Genomic DNA, 15,088 nt, shown 5'->3' on the forward strand with positions numbered 1-15,088 from the left:
CAACTCGCTATGACCGATGTCCTCAGGTCTTCCTCTCAGCCATAGCTCTTGCGGCAACTGTCATCTACTGGTTATGAATCCTGACCCTAGTTCAAAGCCGGATTGCCCGGCACGGTCCAATTGGGATTTCAAATTCACCGCGGAAGAACAGAGAACCATGTCAAACGCTAAACACTCTGACACTTCTAAATCTTCAAGCGCGGTTTCATCAAAATCTCCAGAGGTCAAGAAACTTGGCCTATTTGCGATGACGCTACTTGTTGTCAGCGCCATGTTCGGAGGAGGTGTGTTTAATATCCCCCAGAACATGGCCGCATCCGCTGGCCTTGGGGCAATTCTGATCGCCTGGGTCGTCTCGGGGTTGGGCATTTTCTTCCTCGCCCGGAGCTTTCAGGTGCTGGCGGACATTCGTCCTGAGATGACTTCGGGCATTTACATGTATTCAAGGGCCGGTTTCGGAAGGCTGATCGGGTTTCTGATTGCGTGGGGGTACTGGCTGTCCGTCGTGTTTGGCAACGTGGGCTATGCGGTTTTGCTCATGGATGCCCTGAACTATTTCTTTCCCCCATACTTTCAGGGCGGCAATACCTGGCAAGCCATTCTGGCGGCCTCTGCAATCATCTGGGGAATGTGCTTTCTGGTCATGCGCGGCACGAGCGGAGCAGCCATATTGAACAACATAGGGACGATCGCGAAATTCGTCCCCCTGATCTTGTTCCTTTTGATTGTCAGCTATTTTTCGATTGGGAAAGGTCTTTTCATCTCGGACTTCTGGGGGAATGTCGCAGATAGTCAGGTTCATGACAAACCTCTGGGAAGTATACTGGATCAGGTGAAAAGCACGATGCTGGTCACACTGTGGATGTATATCGGGATTGAGAGCGCGGTTGTCATGTCCGACAAGGCCGATGCAGCAACCGTAAGCCGGGCAACATTGCTCGGATTTCTCGTGGCGACAGGCCTGTTTGTACTGGTCTCGATCCTGCCATTTGGTGTCTTGTCTCAGGGTGAATTGTCGCAATTGGCACCACCGTCAACTGCTGCGATCCTTGGCAGTCTTGTCGGACTGGGGGGGGAAGTATTTATCAACTTGGGCGTTATCATAGCTTTGCTCAGTTCCTGGCTGGTTTGGACGTTGCTTGTTGCGCAATTGCCGTGGGCTTGCGCCAAAGATGGTACATTTCCAAAGCTGTTTGCGAAGACCAATCACGCAGGCATCCCTTCGGTTTCTTTGTGGGTATCTACCTTCATCATGCAAGCCGCGATGATATTGGTGTATTTCTCTGACAATGCGTGGAACGTGATGTTGTCAATCACCGGAGTGGTCGTTCTGCCCGCCTATATTGGTTCGGCGGCGTTCCTTTGGAAACTGATGTGGACAGGTGGATATCCAGAAACCGCACAGATTGGCAAACGTACAGCCCTCATCGTGAGCGTACTGGCGACACTTTATGGGTTCTGGCTGGTCTTTGCGGCTGGCGTGCAGTTCATGCTTGCCGGTGCGATCATCTATACGATTGGCGTACCGGTTTTTGTATGGGCGCGCCGCGAAGACACCCATCGTGAACCTGCCTTTAACAAGGTGGAACTGTTTGTTGCAGCTTTGTTGATGACCCTTGCCATGGTCGCAGTATGGATGCTGTTCGATGGACGTTTGCCACAAGTTTATAGTGCGTGAGCCGATTGTTGTCGAAAGGCAAACCGCGCCTCATTTTCTGTTTGCCCACTTTGTCCGGATCAGGACATAAACCGGCAATCCGGTAAGCAGCAGCAACAAGCCCCACATTGCCGCTTCAGCTCCGGCGCCGAAAATCGTGACCATCGAAAACAGAAAAGCGATCGCTGCCACCGGCAGATAGGTTTTCGGGTTCAGGTAACCCTGACGTTTACCCAAAACCAACAGTATAATGGCTTCGGCAAAACAGCAGAATACATATGGCACCATATCGGCGACGGTCGACAGGCGGACCACGAACTCATAGATGCTGATCAGAGCCTTGGATCCTGATGATTGCAGCATCAGCGTCGCCGCAGCCAGTGTAACCGAAATGATGATTCCTTTGGCCGGAACACCCTTGCGGTTCAGTTCGGAAAATACGGGCGGCAACAATCCATGGCGGGCGGCTGCCAGCGGTACCATCCCCATTACCATTGTCCAACCGTTGAGCGCTGCCAGTGAAGACAGTACCGCAGCCGCGGCAATGACATAACTGGCCCAGCTTCCCCACATAAGATCTGCGGCATCAGAAAACGGCGCGCTTGAGTGTTCCAGGGCAGATCGGCCTACAATACCCATCACGGAAAGCGTTCCAAAGGTATACAGCGCGGCGGCTATCAATGTTCCTGTAATGGTTGCAATTGCGATGGTTTTTTGTGGGTTTTTGACGTCACCGGCAGGAACCGTGGCGGATTCGACGCCCGAAAAAGCGAACATAATGAACGGCGCCGTCGCAGCCAGAGCCAGGAAAAACGACATGGGCGTCGGATTAACAGGCGTAAACTGTTCCCAATCAACCCAGAACAATCCCAGGAAAGACACGGCCATGAACGGGATGAGCTTCAAGCCAACCACTATCAGCTGAAACCGCCCGGCCTCCTTTGTGCCCGCAAGATTGAGACAGGCCACACCGATGATCAACCCAAGCGATATGACGGCTTTCATACCCGGCGATCCCTTGAGCGTGGGTATGAATACCTGAAGATAATCCGTCGCTGCAATGGCGATGGCAGGCAACGCTGCCCAGATCGATATCCAATACCCCCAGGCCACAAGAAACCCTGCGAAATCACCAAACCCAAGCCGGGCATATGCGTAAGGTCCGCCAGTTTCAGGTGCAATCCGGCTAAGTCGGGCAAACACCAGACCCAAGCACAATGCGCCAATGGACATCACGATCCATCCGATTACGGCCACTGTTCCGTAAGGTGCCAGGGCGGCGGGCGCCAAAAAGAAACCCGATCCCACAACATTACCCACAACCAACGCTGTACAGGTCCAGACCCCAAGTGATTTGTCACCGGTCGTTGTTTCAGTTGTCTTTTCTGCGGGTTGATTTCCCGTAGTCACGGAGCCTCCGCGTTATTTGATGACGTCCTTTGGGATCTCAGGGAATGGTAACTCAAGATTTACTGGATTCCATTGATCTATTCCTTAACGACGTAGGTGTAATAGCGAATTGCGCCGTCCACTTCTTCGCGATAGACACCCTGAACTTCGTTCTCGAAACCTGGAAACTGATTTTCGGTTTCTTCGAACAGCATAAAGTAGTCGATTTGCGGCTGTGCGCGATCATCGTAACGTTCGCCTGGAACCACGACGCCGATACCGGGCGGATAAACCAGAGCCAAAGTGGCCGCGACCCTGCCTTTTACTTCCGACATCGGAACATAATCGGCCTGATTGGCGATAAACGCGCAGTGTGCATCATGGGGGCTCATTGCCAGTTCCGGAAAATGCGCTTGCTGAAACTGCTTCTTCTGCAATGCCTTAGCGTTGCGCCTTTTGTAGAGATCGTGCAAGCCCTGAGCGAGTTCCTGAATGTGCATACCGGAATAACGGTCAGGGAAATCCCGGATCAGATCGGGCAAAACTTCTTCAACCAGAGCATTCGCGTCGAACAAACGCTTGAAGCTGACGAGTTCAGCCAACAAAGTGCCCGCCTTACTTCGTTCCAGCCCCGGCGTCAGCAGGAAGAGGATTGAATTGAAATCTGTTTTCTCGGGAACAATACCACGGCTTCGCAAGAAGGCACCCAGTATCGCGGCTGGTATGCCCCATTCCTGATAATCGCCGGTCTTTCGGTCAACGCCCGGTGTCAGGAACAGCATCTTTGTCGGATCGACCATGGCGTAACCATCCACGATCCGGGTGTATCCGTGCCAGTTCGCGCCTTCGCGGAACCACCAGCATTGCTGTTCATTGACCAGCAGATCGGTTGGCAAATCCTCCCACCTTACGTCGCTCATGTTTTCGCAATGGTCGGAGTTCGTGATAGTGACTTTGTCAGGAACAAACGGATCGAAGAACCAGTTTTTCTTGGGATCGCTGTCATCTTCCCTGAATCCGCGGGCCAGTTCCCGGGCTTTTTTTCGAATGTCGATGCCAAGGCGCAGCGCTTCGTCCCATAGGAATGTACCGTTTTTGCCCTTCATCATCTGAGCGCCGACATCGAGTGATGCGTACATCGGGTAGAATGGCGATGTCGATGTGTGCATCATGAAGATTTCATTGATCCGCTTGTGATTGACACGCCGGTCCAGACCCTTGAGATGATTGTCCTTTACATGGAACTGCGACGCCTGTGACATACCTGCCAGTTGTTTATGCGTCGATTGCACGGCGAACACTCCGGGATCGTCTTTGCCCAAATTTTCCAGCCCCATGGCGTATCGGTTCTGATAGATCGGATGAAACCGCATGAAGCCGCCCCAGGCCTCATCAAACAGAAGGTAATCGCACAGATGTCCCAGCTTTTCGCGGATCGTTTCAACCTGATAAATGGTGCCGTCATAGGTGCAGTTTTCAAGCAATGCGACCCGAAACGGCCGGTCTTTTTTCCAGGCGTTCGGATCGGTCACCAGAGGGTTGTCCCGGATCTGCTGTCGCAATTTGTCTTCGTCTAAAGCGTCAAACTCAATCGGGCCCACCATACCAAACGAGTTTCGATCATCGGGCAGATAGACCGGTATGCCGCCATTCAGCATCAAAGCAGAATGGTGATGAGACTTGTGGTTGTTGCGATCAAACAAGACCAGATCGCCCGGTGCCACCAGAGAGCCGTTGACCATTTTGTTCGATGTCGAACTCCCGTTCAGAACGAAATATGTGCGATCCGCGCCGAAAATCTCTGCTGCCTGCTGTTCGGCTTTCAGAAACGGACCTGTCGGCCCGAAAATATCGCCCAAATCCGGCACAAAATTGAAATCCGCCCGCCAGAAATTCTCGCCGAGATAGTCGAACAGGACACGACCAATCGGGCTTTTCTCGTAGAAGATACCGCCATTGTGACCCGGAGCGAGCCACATCTGATTACCTGCTTCGACGTAGTCGATCATACCGCCAAAGAACGGTGTTTTGAGGCCCTCTATGTATTCACGGTAAGCGCGGAGGACATATTTTGCGATAAAATCCGGAGTGTCTTCCTGCGGAAATACAGTGCCGCGAATTTGCTCTAGTACACTGTCACTAAGGTCTGAAATCTGATGTCGTTCGGTCAAAAGAAAAACGGGTGCTTCCAACCCTCGATAGCGGATGGAATCCAGTATTTCCACTGTGTTCAGACTTTGGTCGCCACTGTCCCAGCCAATCAGAAAGCACGCAATGGAAGCATCATTCTGAATCTGGAACTTGGCCTGTTCCGTGGATTGCGCGGTAAAAACCTCATAGCCACGGTCCCGCACTGCGCGTATTATTGCCCGTAGCAGCCGTCCGGAAACAGTTTCGTCCTCTAATTCGCTGTGAACAACAAATAGCTGAAAAAGCCTGTTGTATTCCATGACCTTGCTCCTGCTTAAGGATATACTATCCAGCATTGAAAGTGAGATCGTCGCAAATGGATGATCTCAGGGTCTTAAATATTCTTCCCCAATTCGGTCAACGCTGCCTGTATTCCAAATAACATGCAACAATTTCTGACGATTTTTGGGTGGAGCCCCTAAGGTGGATGTGTCGCAAACTATTGGCATTTGGGGCTGAAACTATGTCGTCGGAATGACGGCGACATAGTTTTTGATCGAAAGTCTCAGTGTATCTCTTTCAGAGCGCGTTGTAATCTGCCAACCGGTCTTTCAGGAACGTATAGTCTTCCCTCGCTTTCAACAGTTGTTCTTTGGTAATTGTCAAATGGCGGAAGTCTTCATCTGTGTCTGCAAATCGCACAGGCAAGGTGTTCTCATCCATCCAAGGCAGGCAAAAGATTGAGTTTCCCCAGGTCTTCCCCGCCCGGTTCAGCGACAAGAAGAAAACCTGGTTTTCCATCGCACGTGCTTTGGCAAAGCTGTGCCAGGTGTCAAAGGACTCGTCTCGATAGTAGGCACCGCAATGCAATATGAGCTCAACACCGTGCTTAAGGGTCAGGATGCGCGAAAGCTCGGGTATCCGGATGTCGTAGCAGATGATGGGGGAGATTGTTATGCCGTTGATTTGGAACGTAAATATGTGATCACCAGAGATGAAGTATTCCTTTTCCATCGAAGCGCCGTATTGGCAAAGATGTAGTTTGTCATAATACCCGGCCAATGTGCCGTCGGGCGCGACAACCGCAATGGAAATATGAGTACCGTCTGTTCCCTTGCGCGCAAAGCTGTAGGACACGTGCACGCCAAACTCAACGGCAACAGCCTGCCAAGTGTAAAACGATGCCCCATCCAGTGGTTCCGCAATTTCGTCAAGCCTGCCGAAGGCGGCGCGGGAATAATCGATGCTGGACAGTTCAGGCAGAACCACAAGGTCTGAAGGTTGTGAATTCAGCTGCGCCCGCACCTTTGCAGCAGATGATGCAAGGTGGGCGTCCCGCGCTGCGGCGCTATCCGTGGCAGGGATTTCGATCTGACAAGCCAGAATGGACAGGGTGTCATTTGAGGTCATTGCTTTTCTTTCGCCCTTAGTTATCGTGTTATCCCGTCATGCCAGCACTATCGCTGCGTTCGTCGAGGGTTGCAGTCCTCAGTCGGGATTGGAACATCTCAAGTATGGCGTGTTCTGCCCGGTTCAGCCGGGCGCTTTTATGGTGAATCAAGTGAATGTCAATCGCCGGAGCATTTTCATAGGGCGGCAGGCGCCATAGCTTACCGCGCCTGACGAGCCTTTCGGCCACATGGGTCGGGAGGGGTCCGAACCCTAGGCCCGCGCCGATCATCCGCTGAGCTTCGCCCAGATCTGAGGTGTAGCCGATCACCTTGTTGTCGAGCTTATGTTGCGCACGCAGCAACGCCACGGGGCGCAGCGCATCCCATAGCTGGTCAGTTCGGAACGAAACTGACGAATGACCTCGCAGATCGTCCAGCGAAAGGTTGCGTTGTCCAAACAAAGGGTGACTGGGGCCGCAGTAAAAGCCGAAAAAAGAGCGGTACAGCACTTCGTGTTGCAAATCCGGGTGCGGGTCGTGGATCAGACACACCCCAAGTGACGCGGATTTTTCCAACACTGCCTGCCGTACGGCTCTGCTGGACATAACCTCTACGTCAAAGCTGACTTCAGGATTCTGACGGCTGAAATCCGACAGGACCTGGTCGAAGAATTCATTTTCGATCCGGCTGAGCAGCGCAAGCCTCACCGTGCCTGTCACGATGTCTTCGGTGCCCTGCGCGCTCTGGATTGCTCGGGCCAGACTGCCGAACACGTCGAGGCATTCCTGATAGAGGCGTTTTCCTGCAGGGGTAACGCGGAAATGTGACGGGCTTCGGTCGATCAACTGCGTGCCTAGCCGGGTCTCTAATCGCTGGAGCGCTTGGCTGACTGAAGGCTGGCGGCGCATCAGGCGTTTGGCGGCAAGCGTGATGCTGCCTTCCTGGACGACGAACACGAAGGTTCGCAGCAGATTCCAATCCAACTCACGGATCAGCTTTTCTTGATCGGCAGCGTTCTTCATTGATCTCATCAATAACAACCACAAGTATTATCTATTTGCGCCACACTGCATTCGAACACAAGCTTGGTCATCACTTCACCCAACTGAATCTGTCGAATTGAGAAATCCTGTGAAGACTTCAAACCTGTTCTATCAAAGTCGAACGCGTCGCCCCGAGGTCGAGCGCGCGGAAGGTATCTATATCTGGGGCAAGAATGGTGAACGGTATATCGATGGATCATCGGGGGCCATGGTCAGTAACATCGGCCATTCTAACTCCCGTGTTCTGGCTGCGATGAAAGCGCAAATGGACAGCGCTACTTTTGCCTACAGGCTGCACTTCGAAAATGCCCCGGCGGAAAATCTGGCCACAGCGATTGCCGACCGAATGCCTGCCGGACTGAACAAGATATTCTTTGTCTCGGGCGGATCAGAGGCCGTGGAATCCTGTGTGAAATTCGCGCGACAATGGGCGGTAGCTTCAGGGCAGGGGGATCGCTGGAAGGTGATTTCGCGCTTTCCATCTTATCATGGCGGCACACTTGGAGCGCTGGCGATCACCGGCTATGGGCCGCTGACGAATGCGTTTGCACCGCTTTACAAAGACATGCCGAAAATCCCCGCGCCAACCTGTTACCTGGATCGTGATAACCTTTCGGATCACGAACGCGGGCTCAAATATGCCGAGATGCTGCGGGACGAAATCATCGCGCAGGGGCCCGAGAGCGTACTGGCCTTTGCGATGGAACCCGTAGGCGGCGCATCCACCGGGGCGCTGGTGGCCCCCGACAGCTATTACAGAAGAATTCGCGAAATCTGTGACGAGTTCGGCGTTTTACTGATTATGGATGAAGTGATGTCTGGGGTTGGGCGAACCGGAACCTTCCTGGCCTCCGAACATTGGAACGTGCGACCGGACCTTGTTGCTTTGTCCAAGGGGTTTGGCGCGGGCTATGCGCCGCTAGGGGCGATGATCGCGGACGAAGCGATGGTTGACACTGTTCTGGATGCAGGTGGGTTTGCGCATGGGCATACCTATGCGGGCAATCCACTGGCCTGTTCTGCCGGGCTGGCCGTGATGGCCGAGATCGACCGGCTTGATCTGATGACCAATGCCAGTGTCATGGGCAATGTGCTGATGGCCGGACTCCGCGATCTGATGGAGCGCTATGCGTTTATTGGCGACGTGCGTGGCAAAGGGTTGCTGACGGCATTCGAGCTGGTCTCGGACCGGAACACGATGGCACCGCTGCCCAAGGAGTTGAAAGCTTTCGAGCGATTTGTGGAAATCTGTTACGAGCGCAACCTCATCACCTATTCGCGCCGTACTCGCGGCGGCGTGGAAGGTGATCATTTCCTCATATGTCCGCCGATGATCGTGACCGAACCGCAAATAGGCGAAATCCTGACCATTCTTGATGACAGTCTTGGGGTCTTAGCCTGGGAATTTGGACTGGAAGCATAATCATGACGCAAAAGATCATTCTCACCTGCGCCGTAACGGGCTCGATCCACACGCCCAGCATGAGCCCTCATCTGCCCGTGACACCCGAAGAGATTGCGACTTCTGCGATTGAGGCGGCAGAGGCAGGCGCTTCGGTCCTGCACCTGCATGCACGCGATCCGGAAAACGGGCGCCCAAGCGCCGACATCAGTGTTTTCCGCCAGTTTCTGCCGCGGATCAAGGATGCAACGGACGCGGTTATCAACCTGACGACCGGCGGCAGCTCTCAGATGAGTGTGGAGCAGCGTCTGTCAGCCCCGGCAGAACTGGCACCCGAGATGTGTTCGCTCAACATGGGGTCGATCAACTTCGGGCTTTTTCCGATGAAAGACCGGTACTCAGACTGGACCCATGACTGGGAGGAAGCTTTCCTCGAAAACACCCGCGACACGGTGTTCAAAAACACCTTCCACGACATCGAAACCGTGTTTCGGATGTTGGGCGAAGAGGCAGGTGCGCGGTTCGAATGCGAATGCTATGACGTCGGCCATATTCAGACGATCGCATTCTATTTGAAGCAGAAAAGCCTTGTCCCGCCAGTGTTTTTGCAATTCGTCATGGGGGTGCTTGGCGGAATCGATGCCAGCCCGCACAGCCTGATGTACCTTAAGGAAACGGCGGATCGTCTGTTGGGTGACGCCTATGAGTTTTCGACCCTGGCTGCAGGGCGTCAGCAGATGACGTTGGGCACGATGAGCACGATTTTAGGTGGACACGTGCGTGTGGGTCTTGAAGACAGCCTGATGATCAGGCGCGGGCAGTTGGCCAATAGCAACGCCCAGCAGGTCGCCAAAATCCGGAGAGTTCTGGAAGAACTGGGATATGAAATCGCCACGCCCGCTGAGACGCGTGAAATCCTCAACCTCAAGGGTGCAGACAAGGTAGGGTTCTGAACTTATGAAAGTGTTTGTAGATCAAGAACGGCAGGAACAGCATAATCCAAGCGGGTTTCTCGTGAACGGTGTCATGCAACCCAACCCCGAAATGCCGGAACGCATGGAACGCCTGCGTTCGGGGGTGGCAGCGGGCGGGCACGAACTGCGTGCGCCAATGGACCACGGTCTTGATCCCATCGCGGCGGTGCACAGCCCTGCCTATGTGAAATTCCTGTCCACGGTCTATGAGCGCTGGCAACGCATCCCGGATGCCGCGCCGGAGATTTTCCCAAATATTCACCCAGACCGTCGCACTGCCAGTTATCCGCTCTCGGCTGTCGGGCAGGCGGGTTTCCACATCACTGACATGTCCTGCCCGATAGGCGAACATACTTGGGAAGCAGCTCGTTGGTCGGCCAATTGCGCCGTGTCAGCAACGCAGGCCGTCCTGGACGGGGATCACGTGGCGTATGCGCTTTGCCGCCCGCCCGGGCATCATTGTTTTGCCGATCTCGCGGGTGGGTTTTGTTACCTCAACAACAGCGCCATTGCTGCACAGCGTCTGCGGCAATACCACGAGCGTGTGGCGATCATCGATGTTGATCTGCACCATGGAAACGGAACGCAAGGCATATTCTACGCGCGCGATGACGTGTTCACCTTGTCGATCCATGCAGATCCCGCGCGGTTCTATCCGTTCTTCTGGGGCCATGCCCATGAGGTCGGCGAAGGCGCTGGGCATGGTTACAATCTGAACATTCCGCTTCCACGCGGTACCGGGGACGAAGGGTTTATGAAAGGCCTCCGCGATGGCCTGACCCATGTCAGGAGTTTTGCCCCCGGCGCAATCGTAATCGCGCTCGGCCTCGACGCCTTCGAGCGAGATCCCTTTGGGGGTCTTGCCGTCTCAACGCCGGGTTTTACCGAGATGGCAAAAATGCTCGCGGCGCTCAACCTGCCCACAGTAATTGTACAGGAGGGCGGGTATCTGTGTGATGAACTGGGTGACAACCTGCATGCATTCCTGCGCGGCTACGAGGGCGACGCCGCATGACAAACGGGATCACATCAGAGCCTCGTCAGGTGCCTGAAGCGTGGATTGACTATAACGGTCACATGAATTTGGCCTATTACGTGATGGCCTTTGACGAGGCGCTGGATGTCATGCTGGATCAAGAGCTTGGCGTTGGCCCAAGCTATGCGGAGGCCTTCAATGCAGGGCCATTTGCGCTGCAAAATCACGTCCACTACCTGGGTGAGCTTTTGGCCGGGGATAAGTTTTTCTGCAGGTTCCTAATGTTGGATGCGGACGCCAAACGCCTGCATATAGTGGGCTCGATGATCCGGTTGAAAGATCAAGAAACTGTCTGCGTGATGGAGCAGGTTCTTATGAATGTCGATCACGGAACGCGGCGTTCCACCCCCTATCCGGCAGACATTCAGAGCCGTATCGCTGCGCTGGTGACTGCACACAAACCGATTGCCCGCCCTACCCAGATTGGTCGGCCAATCGGTCTGGCGCGACGATAGTGGATCGCGTTTTCGGTCCTGGGCACCAAAATCTACACCCAGAAAAACGTCCTAAACAGAGAGGAAGCCGATCCAAGCAAAAACGAGCCTTGAATCAAATTGCACTGCGATATGTGTTCGCATAGTGTGACCAAACGCAACAATTTGCAGCGGTCAGCAAAAGCTATTAAGCAGAAGAAAAACCGCTAACTGGGAGAAAACTAGATGAACTTCACAAAAGTTACCAAGGGCCTGATGTTGGGTGCTGTAAGCGCGCTGATATCCACTGCTGCGCTGGCAGAAGACATGAAACTGCGCTTTGCCGGCGTGTTTCCGATTGACCATCAGGGCACCAAGATGATGGAGCAGGTGGCTGCGGATGTTGCTGCCGCAGATGTCGGACTGACAATCGAAGTATTCCCGGCCAATCAGCTTGGCTCGGGCGAAGCGCTGTTTGAAGATGTGGCCCGGGGTAACATCGATCTGGCGGCAGCGTTTATCTATGCCGACACTGACCCGCGCCTGGAATTTCTGTCGATGCCGTTCCTTGTGGGTGGCTGGGACGACATGAACAACATCATGCGCAACATGGATTCCGAATATAACAAGATCTTGCAGGAGATCACCGACGAGTACGGTGTGAGCGTGATGGCCCAGAACCCGGAAGGGTTTGTTGGCATCGTGGCTACTCAAGAACCGACCAACTGGAACACCTTCGACGACAAAGGCATGAACATTCGTGTGTGGTCGTCTCCAGCCGTGAAAGCCATGGTAGAAGCGCTGGGCTATCAGGCCACGACCATGGCCTGGGGTGATATCTTCCCTGCGATCCAGTCCGGAATCGTTGATGGCGCGATCTGCTGCACCAAAACGGCAACCTACTCGATCTTCGCCCAGTCGGACGTTGGTACGCATTTCGTGGAATACAACTCGATCTCGGAGCTGACCACTTTCTACGCGTCGCAGCGTACTCTGGACAAGTTGAGCGACGAGCAGCGCGAAGTGCTGCAGGCCGCCATGACCAAGGCGTCGGACGACTTCTTCCAGTATAACCGCGACAACGATGCGGCGTTTGGAGAGAAGTTGGTCGAAAAAGGCTATACCATCCTGAGCCTGAACGACGAAGAGCAGGCCGCTATGGCTGCCCATATCCAGGAGAACATCTGGCCGATGATGGCCCAGAGCGTCGGTCAGGATGTGATCGACCGTCTGCTGGCCAGCAAAAACTGATAGTCAACACAACCAATCGGGCCGGCAAAACTGCCGGCCCTTTCGCTATATACCCACAAAAAAGAAAAAAGCGGGGGGACAGGCATGTCGATTGAGAAAGATGACATGACGACGTATGTCGGCGACGACGACGCAGATAAACCGCAGAAAATCACGGACGAACTTCCACCGATCATCGGCTATCCCATGAAAGCGATTGCATTTGTCATGCGGCAAATTGTGATGGCTTGTGGTTTCCTGATGGCCTTCACCTTTGGTGCTGTTGTCGTGATCAGATATGGATTTAGCGGCGATCTTTTTGCCTATGAAGAATGGCTTTTGGCTTTCTCGATTGTGGGCTTTTTTGCCGGAGCAGTTCTGGCATCTGCACGCAACCTGCACATCAACGCCGACATCCTGGGCATCGTGATCCATAACCCTCGAATGATCTGGTGGCGCGGATTCGTGGTGCTGTTGGTCGAACTGCTTGTAATCCTCTTTATGTTTTACGCCTGCTACGTGTCGCTGCTGGACGACTTCGCGTTCCCACGGCTGAGGTCAACGCCGGTCTTGCGCATACCATTTGTTTCCTGGCGCATTGCAATCATGTGCGCATTTGGCTTCATGGCGATGTTCACTGCTGCGTATCTTTACGTGCACATCCGAAAGGGGCTCGGGCTTCCCCTGCGGTCCGAAACCCTTAAAGGAGCCGCGAAATGATTATCGGCGGAAGTCTTATTATTGTTTGCTTGATGCTCTTGTTGGGCGTCAGCGTCTATGTGGCATTCGGAGCGGTCCTGATCTTCATCGCCATGGTCGGGGATCAGTCTATCACCGGCTACTTGCCGACCGGAGCGACCGGGATCCGCTCTCTGGTTCTGTTGGCGATCCCGCTCTTCATGATTGCCGGCGGTATCATGGAGAAAGGCAGGATTGCAGCACCTCTGGTAGCGCTGGCCGAGATGTTCATTGGCCACATCAAGGGTGGTTTGAACGCAGCATCGGTGCTGGCCTGTGGTGTCTTCGGCTCGATCTCGGGCAGCGCGAACGCGACACTGACCTGCATCGGCGGTATCATGATGCCGCACCTGAAGAAGGCGAATTACCCAAAAGGGCAATCCGCGGCCCTAATCGTGTCGGCAAGTCCGCTGGGCCTTTTGATCCCGCCCAGTTCATCACACATCCTCTATGGTTGGGTGGCACAGCAGCACGTTCTGAAGTGCTTCTTGTCGACGGTCATCCCCGCGATCATCCTGATCACGCTTTTGATCATTACCAACCAGTTCATGCTGCGGAAGTATGATGATATCCAACTGACAGAACGCCCTAATCCGTTCATGCCTGCACTACTGGGCCAGGGCCGCCTGGCAGGGCCTGCGCTGATGATGCCGATCATCATTCTGGGTGGCATCTACGGGGGTATCATGACCCCGACCGAGGCCGCAGGCATCGCTGTCTGTTATGCGATCCCAGTTGCGATCTATTTCTATCGTGGCCTGACCTGGAAAACTCTGGCGCAGACTATCCAGAACTCGGGCGTGACCATTGGTGTGGTCATGGTGATGATTTTCATGGTGCTGATTGTGTCGGACAATCTGATCTCACAGGGCGCTCCGCAATTGGCCAAGGATATGGTCTATTCGGTGTCGGACAACCCGATTGTGATTCTGTTGATGATCAACGTTGTCATGATCCTGATCGGCATGTTGATGGACGATATTTCCGGTTTGCTGCTGGCCACGCCAATACTGCTACCGATCGCACAGAGTGTAGGGGTCGACCCAATCCACTTTGCGGCGATCATCGGTGTCAATCTTGGGATGGCCAACATCACGCCACCCACCGCGCCGCTGCTCTATCTCGGAGCGCAAATCTGCGACACACCAGTGTCCAAGATGCTGTGGCCGACCCTGGTCTTCATCGTGTTCGCATGGCTGCCGACCCTGATGTTGACCACGTTCATTCCTGAACTCGCTTTGTGGCTGCCGGACTTACTCCTCAGCCGGTAAAGGATCATCAAAGACACGTAAAAAGGCGCCCTGTCTCAGGGCGCCTTTATCGTGTTCAGATCGTCACTGTTTCTGAACACCGGGTTCTACAAACTGCCCTGCCTAAAGCGGGTCAGCTGCAAGGGAAACGTCACAGGACATACAGCCAAGAGTGCAGACCAATAAACGATCCGGCTGCTGCCACCAAAGCCACGATACCCAGAGAGTCTTTTACAATGGCTTTCATTGCCTTGATCCTTCACAGGAGATGTCGATACTCTTAGCAGATAGGTAAAGATGTGCGGCGCGTGTACCATAAAAAATTGCATATTCGCTTTGCGATAACTGCATATCTGCTGGAGCTTCGAAAAACCGGGCACCTGGAAAGCAGAGCCTGAATATAGTGGTGGCAGAGGGTTGGTTCGCGTTGGCATT

At 54.0% G+C, this 15,088-nt stretch carries 12 protein-coding genes; 8 read left to right on the forward strand and 4 right to left on the reverse strand.

The genetic code is table 11. The annotated features are described in order from the left end of the window. The first annotated feature begins 157 nt into the window (after positions 1-157). Positions 158-1,678: a basic amino acid/polyamine antiporter gene (locus ACR0K5_RS21390; protein ID WP_480631572.1), complete on the forward strand. Its 1,521-nt coding sequence runs from the start codon at positions 158-160 to the stop codon at positions 1,676-1,678. Positions 1,679-1,708: 30 nt separating this feature from the next. On the opposite strand, the gene ACR0K5_RS21395 is transcribed toward ACR0K5_RS21390, so the two are convergent. The 4 genes from ACR0K5_RS21395 to ACR0K5_RS21410 form a co-directional block, all read right to left on the reverse strand. Continuing rightward, positions 1,709-3,067 carry an amino acid permease gene (locus ACR0K5_RS21395; protein ID WP_480631573.1) on the reverse strand — a complete coding sequence of 453 codons (1,359 nt, stop codon included), beginning with the start codon at positions 3,065-3,067 and terminating at the stop codon, positions 1,709-1,711. A 77-nt stretch (positions 3,068-3,144) separates the two neighbouring features. After that, positions 3,145-5,496: an Orn/Lys/Arg family decarboxylase gene (locus ACR0K5_RS21400; protein ID WP_480631574.1), complete on the reverse strand. Its 2,352-nt coding sequence runs from the start codon at positions 5,494-5,496 to the stop codon at positions 3,145-3,147. 259 nt (positions 5,497-5,755) lie between these two features. Beyond that, complete coding sequence (locus ACR0K5_RS21405; protein ID WP_480631575.1) at positions 5,756-6,586, reverse strand: carbon-nitrogen hydrolase family protein; 831 nt, start codon at positions 6,584-6,586, stop codon at positions 5,756-5,758. Positions 6,587-6,614: 28 nt separating this feature from the next. Next, positions 6,615-7,589 (reverse strand): LysR family transcriptional regulator, encoded by a 975-nt coding sequence (locus ACR0K5_RS21410; RefSeq protein WP_480631576.1) that lies wholly within the window; start codon positions 7,587-7,589, stop codon positions 6,615-6,617. 109 nt (positions 7,590-7,698) lie between these two features. Here ACR0K5_RS21410 and ACR0K5_RS21415 point away from each other — a divergent pair, with 109 nt between their 5' ends. The 7 genes from ACR0K5_RS21415 to ACR0K5_RS21445 all read left to right on the forward strand — a co-directional run bounded on the left by ACR0K5_RS21415 (position 7,699) and on the right by ACR0K5_RS21445 (position 14,674). Continuing rightward, positions 7,699-9,033 (forward strand): aminotransferase family protein, encoded by a 1,335-nt coding sequence (locus ACR0K5_RS21415; protein WP_480631577.1) that lies wholly within the window; start codon positions 7,699-7,701, stop codon positions 9,031-9,033. A 2-nt stretch (positions 9,034-9,035) separates the two neighbouring features. Beyond that, on the forward strand, positions 9,036-9,965 hold the full coding sequence (gene kce / locus ACR0K5_RS21420) for a 3,5-dioxohexanoate:acetyl-CoA acetone transferase (RefSeq protein WP_480631578.1): 930 nt from the start codon (positions 9,036-9,038) through the stop codon (positions 9,963-9,965). Between the two features lie 4 nt (positions 9,966-9,969). Further along, a complete protein-coding gene (locus tag ACR0K5_RS21425) occupies positions 9,970-11,001 on the forward strand; it encodes a histone deacetylase family protein (protein ID WP_480631579.1) in 1,032 nt (343 codons plus the stop codon). Next, positions 10,998-11,477, forward strand: coding sequence for a thioesterase family protein (locus tag ACR0K5_RS21430; protein ID WP_480631580.1), 480 nt, complete (start codon positions 10,998-11,000; stop codon positions 11,475-11,477). The genes ACR0K5_RS21425 and ACR0K5_RS21430 overlap by 4 nt, the downstream gene beginning before the upstream one ends. A gap of 204 nt (positions 11,478-11,681) precedes the next feature. Beyond that, positions 11,682-12,686 (forward strand): TRAP transporter substrate-binding protein DctP, encoded by a 1,005-nt coding sequence (gene dctP / locus ACR0K5_RS21435; RefSeq protein ID WP_480631581.1) that lies wholly within the window; start codon positions 11,682-11,684, stop codon positions 12,684-12,686. 84 nt (positions 12,687-12,770) lie between these two features. Next, positions 12,771-13,385, forward strand: coding sequence for a TRAP transporter small permease (locus ACR0K5_RS21440; protein WP_480631582.1), 615 nt, complete (start codon positions 12,771-12,773; stop codon positions 13,383-13,385). Beyond that, positions 13,382-14,674, forward strand: coding sequence for a TRAP transporter large permease (locus ACR0K5_RS21445; protein WP_480631583.1), 1,293 nt, complete (start codon positions 13,382-13,384; stop codon positions 14,672-14,674). The genes ACR0K5_RS21440 and ACR0K5_RS21445 overlap by 4 nt, the downstream gene beginning before the upstream one ends. Positions 14,675-15,088 lie beyond the last annotated feature (414 nt).

The organism is Ruegeria sp. AB9 (genome assembly GCF_056542585.1).

What these genes read in the sequence shown, in the direction of transcription:
- ACR0K5_RS21390 (WP_480631572.1), top strand. Translation starts at nt 158, where the DNA reads ATGTCAAACGCTAAACACTCTGACACTTCTAAATCTTCAAGCGCGGTT.
- ACR0K5_RS21400 (WP_480631574.1), bottom strand. Translation starts at nt 5,496, where the DNA reads ATGGAATACAACAGGCTTTTTCAGCTATTTGTTGTTCACAGCGAATTA.
- ACR0K5_RS21405 (WP_480631575.1), bottom strand. Translation starts at nt 6,586, where the DNA reads ATGACCTCAAATGACACCCTGTCCATTCTGGCTTGTCAGATCGAAATC.
- ACR0K5_RS21410 (WP_480631576.1), bottom strand. Translation starts at nt 7,589, where the DNA reads ATGAAGAACGCTGCCGATCAAGAAAAGCTGATCCGTGAGTTGGATTGG.
- kce (WP_480631578.1), top strand. Translation starts at nt 9,036, where the DNA reads ATGACGCAAAAGATCATTCTCACCTGCGCCGTAACGGGCTCGATCCAC.
- ACR0K5_RS21425 (WP_480631579.1), top strand. Translation starts at nt 9,970, where the DNA reads ATGAAAGTGTTTGTAGATCAAGAACGGCAGGAACAGCATAATCCAAGC.
- ACR0K5_RS21430 (WP_480631580.1), top strand. Translation starts at nt 10,998, where the DNA reads ATGACAAACGGGATCACATCAGAGCCTCGTCAGGTGCCTGAAGCGTGG.
- dctP (WP_480631581.1), top strand. Translation starts at nt 11,682, where the DNA reads ATGAACTTCACAAAAGTTACCAAGGGCCTGATGTTGGGTGCTGTAAGC.
- ACR0K5_RS21440 (WP_480631582.1), top strand. Translation starts at nt 12,771, where the DNA reads ATGTCGATTGAGAAAGATGACATGACGACGTATGTCGGCGACGACGAC.
- ACR0K5_RS21445 (WP_480631583.1), top strand. Translation starts at nt 13,382, where the DNA reads ATGATTATCGGCGGAAGTCTTATTATTGTTTGCTTGATGCTCTTGTTG.